Here is a 13,076-nt window from a genome sequence, read left to right as displayed (position 1 = left end):
TTTTTTAAAGATAAATGCTATCACTTAAAATTAAATTTTCTAATTTACTCTTAGTTATAAATACCAGTGGGTTAACGCAGGGCTGTTAGCCGGGCCACTAGGTTATATTCTCAAGCAAGGCTTAAAAATTCTAATGGTGTGCAGAGGCTTGGTGTATTGTGTGCTGATCCTATTTATTTGGCTTATTACTGATTTTTTTGTACCTCATTTGCAGTTAGGCTTCCCAAAATCCATATTAATAAAAAAGATCAGCTAATAACCAACCATTGATTGTTTATAAGGCCAAGATCAGCGAAAATAGTCTTCAATTACGATTAACATAACGGATCGCATGTGAAGGGCCAATTTAGGGCTTTTCTGATGGTGTGTTGAGCTTTCGAGGTTGCTCTATACCAATTTTATTAAAAACAAGATCGTTCTAGCGTATTAAATAACTCACTAACTACGTTAAAAATTATTCATAGAGAATAACTCTATGTGATAATTTCGCCTTGTTATTGCGCTATTTTATTATCGCTATAATAGAACGCTAATTTAATGCAATTGGTATTATTTAAGCCTTGAAAGCTCAGCATACTTAAAGTGGATAATATCCGTATACAAACTAAAAGAACTTTTTTAATGGCAGATCAAAATCTCCTTAGCGAAATTAATAAACGACGAACCTTTGCTATCATCTCTCACCCAGATGCTGGTAAAACAACCATTACCGAAAAAGTATTGTTATTCGGACAAGCTATTCAACGAGCCGGCACTGTAAAAGGCCGTGGCTCTAACCAGCATGCAAAGTCTGACTGGATGGAAATGGAAAAAGAGCGTGGTATATCTGTTACTACCTCTGTAATGCAGTTTCCATATAACAACGCACTTGTTAATTTACTTGATACTCCAGGACATGAAGATTTCTCGGAAGATACTTACCGCACATTAACTGCGGTAGATTCGTGTTTAATGGTTATTGATGCGGCAAAGGGTGTAGAAGATCGTACCCGTAAGCTAATGGAAGTTACACGCCTGCGTACAACGCCAATTGTTACGTTTATGAATAAATGTGACCGTGAAATTCGCGACCCAATGGAAGTGCTTGACGAAGTTGAAACAGAGCTAAATATTGCCTGTGCACCCATTACTTGGCCAATTGGCTGTGGTAAAGAGTTCAAAGGTGTTTATCACATTCATAATGACGAAGCTGTTTTATACAAAACAGGTCAGGGTCATAAAATTCAAGAAGTTCGTACCATTAAAGGTCTTGATAACCCAGAACTTGATATTGCCATTGGTGAAGATTTAGCTGCGCAATTACGCGATGAGCTTGAGCTTGTTATTGGCGCATCAAACGAATTTGATTTAGATCTGTTTTTAGCAGGTGAGCTTTCGCCAGTTTATTACGGTACCGCACTTGGTAACTTTGGTGTTGACCACGTTTTAGATGGTTTAACTAAATGGGCACCAACGCCACTGCCTCGTGAAACCGAAGACAGACTTATTGTTGCAACTGAAGAAAACTTTACTGGTTTTGTATTTAAAATTCAGGCCAACATGGACCCTAAACACCGTGACCGTATTGCATTTATGCGTATTGTATCGGGTAAGTACAGCCAAGGCATGAAAATGAATCACGTGCGAATTGGCAAGCAAGTGAGCATTTCTGATGCGGTAACCTTTATGGCGGGCGATCGTGAGCGCGCAGCTGACGCTTACGCGGGCGATATTATTGGTTTGCATAACCACGGTACCATTCAAATTGGTGATACGTTCACACAAGGCGAAAAACTTAAATTTAGCGGTATCCCTAACTTTGCGCCTGAATTATTCCGCCGTATTCGTCTTCGCGATCCACTTAAGCAAAAGCAATTATTAAAAGGCTTAGTACAGCTTTCTGAAGAAGGTGCTGTGCAAGTATTTAGACCGCTTATAAACAACGATTTAATTGTGGGCGCGGTAGGTGTACTTCAGTTTGATGTAGTTGTAGCGCGCTTAAAAGCCGAATATAACGTAGATGCTATTTACGAAGGTGTAAACGTAAATACAGCGCGTTGGGTAAGCAGCGACGATGTTAAAAAGTTTGAAGACTTTAAGCGCAAGTGCGAAAGTAATTTAGCACTCGATGGTGGCGATAACTTAACTTACATTGCGCCGAGCCGTGTAAATCTTAATTTATCAGTAGAGCGTTACCCAGAAGTGACATTTAACCACACTCGCGAAAACTAGAATCGACTGACTACAGTTAACTGAAAGCCTGCTTTGGCGGGCTTACAAAGGTAAAAAATATGAATATTCGTACTATTTTAATCGAAAAAGCCATTGCCGCTATGGCGGGCGCAGGCTTACCTGAAGATACAAACCCAGCAGTAACACAAAGCACACGTCCACAATTTGGTGATTACCAAATTAATGCAGCAATGGGCGCGGCTAAAAAAATGAAAAGCAATCCACGTGAGCTTGCGCAAAAAATTATAGATAATCTTGATGTAAGCGATATTGCTCAAAAGACTGAAATTGCTGGCCCAGGTTTTATTAATATTCATTTAAAGCCTGAGTTTTTAGCTCAAAGCGTACAAGCCGCTAACAGTGATGCAAAGCTTGCTGTAAACGAGCATGCTAACCCGCAAAAAGTGGTTGTTGACTATTCATCACCAAACCTTGCTAAAGAAATGCACGTAGGCCATTTACGTTCAACCATTATTGGTGACTCAATTGTACGTGCGCTTGAATTTAGAGGTGATACGGTTGTACGTCAAAATCACATGGGTGATTGGGGCACGCAATTTGGTATGTTAATCGCGCATTTAGAAGATCAAATTAGCCAAGGTGTTGATTTAGATTCTGTAGCGCTTGCTGATTTAGAAACCTTTTACCGCGATGCTAAAAAACGCTTTGACGACGAAGAAGGCTTTGCTGATAAAGCACGTAATTACGTTGTTAAATTACAAGGCGGCGATGCGCACTGTGAAAAACTTTGGAAACTGTTTATAGCTACCTCAGTTAAGCACTCTGAAGAAGTATACAAGCGTTTAAATGTAACACTTACTCAAGCTGATATTATGGCTGAAAGCGCATACAACGCAGAACTTAACGATATTATTAGCCTACTTAAAGATAAAAATATTGCAGTAGAGTCGCAAGGCGCGCAAGTTGTGTTTTTAGATGAACTTGCCAACAAAGATGGTGAACCATCTGCGTTTATCGTACAAAAATCTGGCGGTGGTTTTTTATATGCAACAACAGATTTAGCGGCATGTGATTACCGTTCAAATAAATTAGGTGCTGATCGTATCTTAATTTTTGTAGATGCACGTCAAAATCTACACTTTAATCAAGTAGAGCTTACAGCGCGTAAAGCCGGTTTATTACGAGACGAAACAAGTTACGAGTTTTGCCCGTTTGGCACCATGATGGGCGCCGATAACAAACCATTTAAAACACGTACTGGCGGCACAGTAAAACTTGCTGACTTATTAGAAGAATCAATTAACCGTGCAGCTGCAAAACTAGCTGAACGTGAATCGGATTTAAGTGATAACGATCGCAGTGAGATTGCACGTAAAGTAGGTATTGGCGCAGTTAAATACGCCGACCTTTCTAAGCACCGTACCAGCGATTACATTTTTAACTGGGACAGCATGCTAAGCTTTGAAGGCGCAACCGCTCCTTATTTACAATATGCTTATACACGTATACGCAGTATTTTCCGCAAATCAGGCGTTGATGCAGCTACATTAAATTCAGATGTTGCAATTATTGAGCCTCAAGAAAAAGCACTAGCACTTAAGCTACTACAGCTTGAAGAAGTACTTGATTTAATGATCAGCGAAGCAACACCGCACGTACTATGTGGTTACTTATATGAGCTAGCAAGCTTATACATGACATTTTACGAAGCCTGCCCAGTACTTAAAGAGGGCGTAGAGCCAAGCGTGCGCGATAGCCGCTTAGTGCTGTGTAATTTGGTTTCTAAAACACTAGAAACGGGATTAGATTTGCTAGGCATTGAAGTTATGGAGCAAATGTAATCACCGTCGTATTTTAACCTAATACTGCGTTATCCAATCCGACTTACCCTAATCACATACAAACCGTATGCTCATAGGGATAAGTCAGGTTGGACGCCTTGTCTTAGGCTAAACTACTTAGGTGAACCGTCTGCTGCGTGTAGTTCGCTTTGACTGTGTTGTCGTGCTTTTTTAGCCTAAGTCACATACTAAATGTATGCTCCTTGGCATAAAAAAGCACTCCGTCTTGTCAGCACTTCTACACTTGCAGATATCTGAGTTGTGTAGTTTACGTTGTAGGTTGGGTTGAGTGAAACGAAACCCAACGATACGCCTGAGACTCTATGTTTATTGCTATCGAATGCACCTGAGGCTCTGTGTTTATTGCTATCGATAAACCTGAGACTCTATGTTTACTGCTATCGAATACACTCGAGACTCGGTGTTATTGCTATCGCATGCACCTGAATCTTAATATTTGTTACTACTCAACATCCATTGTTTTAAGCTCGCTACTCTAAGCTCTTTTCTAAGGCTTTATTTAAAGGACTTGTTATGAAACTCGAAGATATCCGCCGTGAATACCTGCAAGACGCGTTAAGCGAAGATAACTTGCAAGATGATCCATTCAAGCAGTTTGAAACATGGCTTGAGCATGCAGTGGCAAGCCAGTTACCCGATCCAACTGCGATGGTTGTAGCAACTGTTGATGAAACCGGTCAACCTTCACAGCGCATTGTGCTTTTAAAGCATCTGGATGATAACGGTTTTGTATTTTTTACCAATACAGGTTCGCGTAAAGCGCAAGAGCTTAAAGGTAATAACAAAATATCGCTGCACTTTCCGTGGCACCACATGGAACGCCAAGTTATTGTATATGGCGAGGCTAAACCATTACCTATCTCTGCTGTGGCAAAGTACTTTTTATCTCGTCCTAAAGAAAGCCAATTAGCTGCATGGGCATCAGCGCAAAGTCGTCCGGTGTCATCACGTAAAGTACTAATGGAAACCTTCGCCAACATGAAAAGTAAGTTTGCTAAAGGTGAAATTCCATTGCCTGATTTTTGGGGCGGATATTGTGTAGTACCCACTAAAATTGAGTTTTGGCAAGGTGGGGCGCATCGTTTGCATGATCGCTTTATATATCAGCGCCAAGCAGATAACAGCTGGCAAATTACACGCTTAAACCCTTAATTAAAAGATGAGTAAGTAACCGTGCAATTTATTGACTCTCATTGCCACCTCGACTTTAGCGAGTTTGATTCGAATCGTGAATCGCTCATAAGTGAGTGTGTAGCAAAGGGAGTTAATCAGTTTGTTGTGCCGGGTATTACGCTTGCTCAATCACATACTCTCATAAAACTCAAAGCAACTTACCCAAGTATAAAAATAGCCGCAGGGCTACATCCTTACTTTTTAGAGCAACATAACGAATCGCACATAGAAGCGTTATTTGAATTCGCGACTACAAATAAACATCAGCTGGTTGCTATTGGGGAGTGCGGGCTTGATCGAAGTATTGAAAACCTTCCTAAACAAACTTATTTATTTGAGCAGCAAATAGGGCTTTCTAATGAGCTTAATTTACCGCTTATTGTGCATCATAGGCAAAGCCATGATTTAATTGCGCAATCGTTTAAGCGGTGTAAGCCAAAAAACGGGGGAGTGATTCATGCCTTTTCGGGCTCACTTCAACAAGCGCAGTACTATATTAAGCAGGGTTTTAAGCTTGGCATAGGCGGTGTTATTACCTATGATCGCGCAGTTAAAACACGCGCTGTTATTGCTGCTATTGAGCCAGAGCACTTAGTGCTTGAAACCGACTCACCTTCAATGCCGTTAAGCGGTCATCAAGGTGAAGTTAACACGCCATTACATATACCTGATGTATTTAACGCGTTATGTGATTTAAAGCCACATAGTGAAAGAGGGACGCTTGCAAAGCAGCTTTACGATTCTTGTTCAGATGTTTTTTGCATATAGCGATTTACCTGCCAACGTTTTAATCCACGCCCTAACTGCCACGTAAAAATACATGCAATCACTAGCATTAACAATACTTGACGACCTAAGTCATGAAAATGATTATGGCTGTCGGATATTGCGGCGCGAGTTAAATAAGTAACAGACACAAAGCCTATAGGGCGGTCATCATCGCTTATCACGGGTTCCATAAAAGGTGTTTTTAGTTTACTAATACCCGGTGTAGAGTCAGGGAGTTGTCCATAAATATGATGTGACTGCCAATTGTCACTGCTAGCAATTAAAATGCCTTGTTGATCATAAATAGTCGCAGAAAGTACAAATTCATCTTTACTTATATCGTTACAAATGGCGTTGAGCTGTGGTTTGTTTTTTTCAATAAGCGGTGTTTTAACATTTAAAGCCATAAACTGAGTGAGGCTTTTTGCCGTGCTATCGGCACTATCATAAAGTAACTGATGACTCTGAAAACTACTATTAACACCTACCCAGCTTAGTAATACAAAACAACCAGCCGCTAGTATTAAGCGAACAAGTCGTTTTCTTTGAGAAGCAGTAATAGGGTTTTTAATATGGTTATTTTTCATAGTCACCGTTTATGCTACTGACAGCATTTTGATTTGATGTTACAACTACACTAACTATAACCTTAAACCCCACCTGATGGCGAATTTAGTGTTGAGAATAGCAGTTATGATATGCCAATTATCAGGAAAATAAAAATAAACACGGAGATTCCATGTCGCAAATCAACATGGCACAGCAAGCTGCTGAGCAACCATTACAACACTTAACTCTAAATAAATGGTTTAGCTATAGTGGTGGTGCATTTACACCTCTTGATTATATACCAAACAAAGCATTAGGGTTATTTAGCATCGCATTTGCGGGTGATTTTGAAGAAAAACACATTGTTAGCATTATTGATTTTTTAGCTATGCATAACCAAACCGTCACTGCTATATGCCAATATCAACCAGATTTAGGGTTAGCTCCAGCACTGTGTTTTTACGCGCAAAACTCCGATCAAGCTATAAACCCGTTAGTACTACAAGAGTTTTCAAGCACTCTAGATTGTCAATTAGTGCAAGTTGCTACTGTGCCTAATTTATATGAGCCTGGTTTATTGGTTATGGATATGGATTCAACTGCAATAACTATTGAGTGCATAGACGAAATAGCACGCCTTGCGGATGTTTACGACGAAGTTGCCTCTGTAACCGCACTTGCAATGGCGGGTAAACTTGATTTTAGCGAGAGTTTAAATCAGCGCGTAGCTAAACTGGCTGGTATTGAAAAAAGCTTAATTGAAGAGCTAAAAAGTGCATTGCCACTCATGCCGGGCATTAAAGTGCTGTGTCAAATTCTAAAACAGCATGACTGGTATTTAGCAATTGCATCAGGTGGTTTTGTACCGTTTGCAGAGCGCGTTCAAGAGCTTATTAATTTAGATGAAGTGCACGCTAATGTACTCGAGTTTAAAGACGATAAACTAACAGGTAAAGTACTGGGTACAATTGTAGATGCACAACAAAAAGCAATTATTCTAGAGTCGTTACAACATAAACTAGGGCTTGAGAAGTCGCAAACAGTTGCTATTGGCGATGGCGCAAACGATTTAGTCATGATGGCAAAAGCTGGCCTAGGTGTAGCAGTGCATGGCAAACCTAAAGTAGTTGAGCAAGCACAAGCGGCTATTTGTGAAGGGTCATTATTACAATTGTTGTATATGTTGGCCATTCCGTTAGATAAAGAGCCCGCTCTTTAAAGTTGTTTAAGTTAAACTGCTTAGCGTAAGCGGTTTAACCAAATTAGTTTACGGCGGCCCATTTGTTCAACTTGCTCTTTTTTAAGCTCTAAATGGCTTAGAGCTTCTTCAGTTATATCTACTACGTCCCCCACGCCTGCAACAGCCCATAATGCTTCTTCTAAATCTTTTGCTTTATGCATTGCATATTGGCTTACGTATTTAAGCTCATTAGATAGGTAGTCAGTATCGGGGCGACCTGTGCGCGAAATATACAAACGCATCACAAATATAAGTTGTGATGTAATGCCTTTACTAATTTGTTTATAAAAGCTTGAGTAGTCTTCACCTAAAGCGCATTGGCTAACAATAGCCTCTTCAATTTTGCCCTTACGAGGGTCGAAATTAATAGCGAGTGTAAAAGCAAGCGGTGCGTCTTGGCGACTGCGATCTTTAATATTAGGCGTTATTACATTAATAATTTGCTCTTCGGTAAGGATACTCGAAAAGTCAGTTTTGTTACCTAATAAGCCAAAATTTTGCAAAATAACATGCATAGGACTGGCGTATAAGCCATAACCAATTGCACCTGTTTTAAAGTGTGCAGCTTCCTTGTGTAAATACAGCGGAAATTGGCATACACTTTTTGTAACCATATTTCTAAGCGCGGTAGATAAGCCTTCTACTTTTGGCGCTTCTTCAGATACTTTAAGTTTGTCTTTATTACCTTCTATTAGCTGAGTGAAAAAAGTCACGCCAGCATGGGGTAAATCAGCAACACGATTCGCTTTTAGGTTAATAGTAGTGAATGACTTACTAATGGCCATTATTTCGTACTTTAGTTCGCTAAGTTTATGCTTTTTAGTTATTTTTTGAAGCTCAGGAAATGTTAAAAGTACTATATCACCTTTTTTAAATGTGACTGGTTGCTCGCACTCTAATTGCAAACCCATTACAGAAAAGTCACGTGTATAACCGTTAAATACTTCATCATTAATAGTGACGCTAACCGGTGTTTTATAAAGGTAGCGCTTATGCGAGCGTAAATTTACGTATTCAAGTGGCACAATATCTAAATAAGGTGGCGTTTTATGTTTTGCGTGGCCAAAATGTTTAAGCTGATTTACTAACGCTTTATCAAAAGTAAGTTGTTTATAATCTGCTTGCTCTGTTTTATTGCCAATACTTGTAAGTACAACAATATATTTAACGTCTTTTATAAGGCCTTTAACTCGAGGGGAAGGCGGCTTGTTGAGTTTTTCAATATTAGCGCCAGCACTATTAGGTAATGAAAGCGGTATAAAAGAATCATCTGGATGACTTGGCATTATTTGTATTTTAAAGCACTGCCAACTTTCTTTTTGGCTACCAAAACCTAAAAATAGATCACGTAATTTAGGGTTATTATTTAGCTCAGTTCGTGTCGCAGAGTAATAGTAAATTTTACCCGATGATATATGTGTAAATGTATAGAGGTAATCTTCTTTGACCGCAGTAATTTGGGTTAGTAATTGTGTAATGCGCTGATGATTGAGTATGTTGTACAAACACGGTGTTTTTCTTTCATCGGTAAAATAGCGCTGGATAAAAATATTATTTTCAGTAGTAAGGCTAAGGCTTGGGTAATACTGTTCATCTTTTTTGCTTAAAAATACATATAAAGACGTTACACGAGGGATGTAGTATTGCTCATACCCCTTTGATACTACAGCATCGAGCGTGTTATCTAAATTTACTTTATAACGACGTTTATTACCGTGAATAAAGCTTTCTAAAAAGTCATTAAAGGCATCGTTATTTTCGATATAAGTGCGTTTTAAGCGAATGTGGTTGTATTCACGAGAGATATTTTCAACGGCAACAACCTCGTATTGAATACCGTTTTTTAGGCCAAGTTCAAAGTCTTGTTCAAGGCCTACCAAGCGCATTGCTATTAGTTCACCTTTTTTTATAGAGTAGCGCGTTGCAAGCTTAACTTTACAACCGCTTAAAGATATATCTGAGGTGCTAGCAGCAATGTTCTTTTTATCTTTGTAATCAATAGTTACTTTTATTGAGTAATTCATCCGTTCTTCACGGCGGCTCTCGTAAGAGGCAAACTTAATGACTTCAGTGCTTAAGTTACTTTCTGATTCTTGTAGTTCTGATTTTTCGGCGGCTTGTTTTTGTAATACGCGGTGGTTATTTTCTGTATTCATTACGGCTTCGTAAACGGCTAGGGTATATTCACCATGCTGTTTAAGTGCTTTTTCAAACACTTCAATGGCTGTGTCATCCATAAAGTGCTGTTTACCATTATGCTCATACGGTTTTACTTGGCCCGTCACTAATCCACGAAGATCAACAAAGCGTGCCACTGGCTGAGATAAGCGTGACATTTCCATTTTCATCAAAAATTGCTCAGGTTTGGTTAACCCAGCGGTTTTTGATTTGAAAATTAGGTCAAATTTAGCATTGCCTAAATATGTTTTTAACTCATTCACGAGGTCTTCGTGTTTGAGCATTATGTCATCAGCCATTTATAAAACCATCACCGTCTAATTGAAAAAGTAGGTATACTGTTAAGTCCATTTATTAGAAGTTCAATAAACGTTAAATCGCGCTATGTTATTAATATAGGTACAATTATTTTAGTTACTACTGTTTAGCTCTTGTTATTATGTGTTATATGCCATTTTGTTGGCAAGTTACTTTAAACTATTTCAAAGCAAAAAGTATGCCCTAAATTATAGCTAAAAAGAAACACCATGTGTATTTAATGATTGTGACGCTAGATTTTTACGCAGGCAAGAGTTTGTTGCTAAGTAAATGCTTGAAGTGGCAAAATAAGTTGTTAACAGTAAATGTTTTTAAAATTAGAGAATCGTAGATAAGGTTATAAATGACTAAAGCGGCAAAAATAGAGTTTGTGTGTACAGAATGTGGCATGAACTACCCACGTTGGCAGGGTCAATGCCGCTGCGGTGCGTGGAACACATTAGCAGAATTTAAACCTTCAGCAGGGCAGAGTAAAAAAGCGTCAGTTCGAGCAAGTGTAGGTGGTTATGCTGGCGGTGCTGGTGGCGGCTCTAAAAAAATTAATGATATTGCTACGTCAGAGGCAGAAAAACAGCTGACAGAAATTGGCGAGCTCGATCGTGTGCTAAGCGGTGGTGTAACTACCGGCTCTGTTAATATAATTTCGGGTGATCCAGGTGCTGGTAAAACAACCTTGCTATCTGACTTAGTGGCGAGAATGTCACAACGTATGCCGTCACTTTACTGTACGGCCGAGGAGTCATTATCGCAGTTTAAAAACAGGGTAAATCGTTTAAAGTTAAACTATAACCCTGACGAGCTTTATTTACTTTCAGAAACCAGTGTTGAAACCATCATTGAAGAGCTCGAGAAAAATAAAATTAAGTTTGCTGTTATTGACTCTATTCAAGCGGTTGTAACCGAAACGGCAAATGGTAGCCCCGGTTCCCCTTCGCAAGTAAAAAGTGCCGCCCAAGCATTGACTCAATACTGTAAGCAAAATGATGTAACCATGTTCATTATTGCTCATGTAAATAAAAATAACGAAATAGCAGGTCCTCAAACACTTGTACATATTGTCGATGCGCTTTTACACATAGACACCAACGATGGGCAAATTCGAACCCTTAGGGCAAATAAAAACCGCTTTGGTGATATAGATACCGTTGGCATTTTTAAAATGTGCGAACGTGGGATGTTAAGCGTTGATAACCCGAGCGAAATATTTTTATCGGGGTCTACAACCGACTCGCCAGGCTCTACAATTACCTGTATTCGTAAAGGCAATCGTAATTTATTGCTGGAAATTCAGTGTTTAACGACCGAAACCGAGGCGGAATTTCCGCAGCGTGTGTGCGTAGGTTTAAACATGAACCGCATAAAAATGCTGACTGGCATATTACGAAAACACACTAAAACCAAAATATTCCACGATACGTTTTTTAATATTGTGGGTGGCCTAAGAATTGATGAAACAGAAACTTGTATTGATTTAGCATTAGTAACCGCGCTACTTAGCAGCTTAAATGAATTTGTTGTGCCACGTACCACGTGTATTATGGGCGAACTCAGCTTAAACGGCGATGTACGCCCAATTGATAGTGGTGTGCCACGTGTTAAAGAAGCAGCACAACATGGTTTTACAGAAATATATATTCCATTTCGTAATTACCATAAGTCGATGGAAGGGCTGGGCGCTAAAATTACCCCAGTTAAAACAGTACATGAGTTGCTTAGTTTAATTAATTAATACTTACGGGTGTTAATGTGTAATGTTACTCTTAATAAAACTCGGTTTACACAAAGAATAGAATAAGGAAATAACATGAAAAAGTTAGTAATAGTTGCAGCGATTGTAGCTGCGGGCGTTGGTGGCGTGAGCTATGCAAATTATGTAGCTACACAAGAAGTGCGTGCAGAAGTAGATAAGCAACTTGCTTTAGTAAGCGAGCAAACTGGCGCTACATTTAAATACGCTGGTTTATCGGCAAGTGTTATTTCAAAAAGCGTAGAAATAACAAATATGGAAGTAATAAGCCCAGAGGGCGACAATGTTGCTAATATTCAAAGCATTGAAATAACAGGTTACGAGCCAGATAAAATATCACCGCATACATCATTTGATGTAAAAAGCTTTCAGTTTGATAAAGACTTTGTTTCAAAATTACCTGCTGATACAAATGAAATGCTCGCGTCGGCAAGTTACGACTTACATTCATCACTTGATTACGATGAAGAGTCTGGCAATAGTGATGTAGTAGTTAAGCTTGATGCAAAAGACATTGTTAGTTTTAATATGGATATGGGCTTGGCTAATTCAAAAGCATTAATGGATGCTTCATTGGCGATTAGTAAAGCGCAGCAAGAAGCGGGTAACCAGCCACTTACTTATGAGCAAGAGTTACAGCAGCAAACACTTGTTATGCAAGCAATGAGTAAGTTAGAGCCGCGCAATGTTAGCTTTGCCTTAAATAACCAAGGTAAGTTAAAAGACTTACTATCAAGTGAGCTTGAAAAGCAAGGCATGACGCTAGAGCAAATGGAAATGATGTTAGAGCAGCAGTTACAACAAGCTCCTGTAACTGAAAATATTGCAGAGGCTTTAACTAGCTTTGCTAAAGGTTTAAATTCATTCAGTGTGTCTGCAAAGCTACCTGAAGGTAAAACTATGATGGAAATTAACCAACAAGTTATGATGCTAGTAGGGCAACCTGAAGAGCTAGTTAAGTTTATTAACTTAGAAGTTAAAGGTGATTAAGCCTTAGTTTTGTATTAATAAAGGCGCCAATTGGCTAATGCCAGTCAGTTAAGCTGACTGGCATTTTTCTTTTTATGGG

At 39.2% G+C, this 13,076-nt stretch carries 9 protein-coding genes; 7 read left to right on the top strand and 2 right to left on the bottom strand.

Annotated elements, in window-relative coordinates; all coding sequences use genetic code 11:
• Nucleotides 1-621: 621 nt before the first annotated feature.
• The 4 genes from prfC (at nt 622) to GQR46_RS08285 (ending at nt 5,975) form a co-directional block, all read left to right on the top strand.
• On the top strand, nt 622-2,211 hold the full coding sequence (prfC, locus tag GQR46_RS08300) for a peptide chain release factor 3 (protein ID WP_007581628.1): 1,590 nt from the start codon (nt 622-624) through the stop codon (nt 2,209-2,211).
• Between the two features lie 59 nt (nt 2,212-2,270).
• The gene (gene argS / locus GQR46_RS08295; protein WP_165740681.1) at nt 2,271-4,013 is read left to right on the top strand and encodes an arginine--tRNA ligase; all 1,743 of its coding nucleotides are present in this window, start codon (nt 2,271-2,273) and stop codon (nt 4,011-4,013) included.
• A gap of 534 nt (nt 4,014-4,547) precedes the next feature.
• On the top strand, nt 4,548-5,186 hold the full coding sequence (gene pdxH, locus GQR46_RS08290) for a pyridoxamine 5'-phosphate oxidase (RefSeq protein ID WP_165740680.1): 639 nt from the start codon (nt 4,548-4,550) through the stop codon (nt 5,184-5,186).
• Nucleotides 5,187-5,207: 21 nt separating this feature from the next.
• On the top strand, nt 5,208-5,975 hold the full coding sequence (locus GQR46_RS08285) for a TatD family hydrolase (RefSeq protein ID WP_165740679.1): 768 nt from the start codon (nt 5,208-5,210) through the stop codon (nt 5,973-5,975).
• Here GQR46_RS08285 and GQR46_RS08280 read toward each other — a convergent pair.
• Nucleotides 5,942-6,562 carry an AhpA/YtjB family protein gene (locus GQR46_RS08280; RefSeq protein WP_007581635.1) on the bottom strand — a complete coding sequence of 207 codons (621 nt, stop codon included), beginning with the start codon at nt 6,560-6,562 and terminating at the stop codon, nt 5,942-5,944. The two genes, GQR46_RS08285 and GQR46_RS08280, sit on opposite strands and share 34 nt — an antisense overlap.
• 152 nt (nt 6,563-6,714) lie before the next feature.
• Here GQR46_RS08280 and serB point away from each other — a divergent pair, with 152 nt between their 5' ends.
• Nucleotides 6,715-7,743 (top strand): phosphoserine phosphatase SerB, encoded by a 1,029-nt coding sequence (serB, locus tag GQR46_RS08275; protein WP_165740678.1) that lies wholly within the window; start codon nt 6,715-6,717, stop codon nt 7,741-7,743.
• Nucleotides 7,744-7,763: 20 nt separating this feature from the next.
• Here serB and GQR46_RS08270 read toward each other — a convergent pair whose 3' ends face one another.
• Nucleotides 7,764-10,241: a PilZ domain-containing protein gene (locus tag GQR46_RS08270; protein WP_010553175.1), complete on the bottom strand. Its 2,478-nt coding sequence runs from the start codon at nt 10,239-10,241 to the stop codon at nt 7,764-7,766.
• 362 nt (nt 10,242-10,603) lie between these two features.
• Here GQR46_RS08270 and radA point away from each other — a divergent pair, with 362 nt between their 5' ends.
• Both radA and GQR46_RS08260 read left to right on the top strand, forming a co-directional pair.
• On the top strand, nt 10,604-11,989 hold the full coding sequence (gene radA, locus GQR46_RS08265) for a DNA repair protein RadA (RefSeq protein WP_007581643.1): 1,386 nt from the start codon (nt 10,604-10,606) through the stop codon (nt 11,987-11,989).
• A 75-nt stretch (nt 11,990-12,064) separates the two neighbouring features.
• Complete coding sequence (locus GQR46_RS08260) at nt 12,065-12,997, top strand: hypothetical protein (RefSeq protein ID WP_024608998.1); 933 nt, start codon at nt 12,065-12,067, stop codon at nt 12,995-12,997.
• The last annotated feature ends 79 nt before the right edge of the window (nt 12,998-13,076 follow it).

The sequence above is a fragment of the Pseudoalteromonas sp. Z1A6 genome (assembly GCF_011378745.1).
GTDB lineage: Bacteria > Pseudomonadota > Gammaproteobacteria > Enterobacterales > Alteromonadaceae > Pseudoalteromonas > Pseudoalteromonas arctica.
This window is presented reverse-complemented; position numbering and strand designations above follow the sequence as displayed.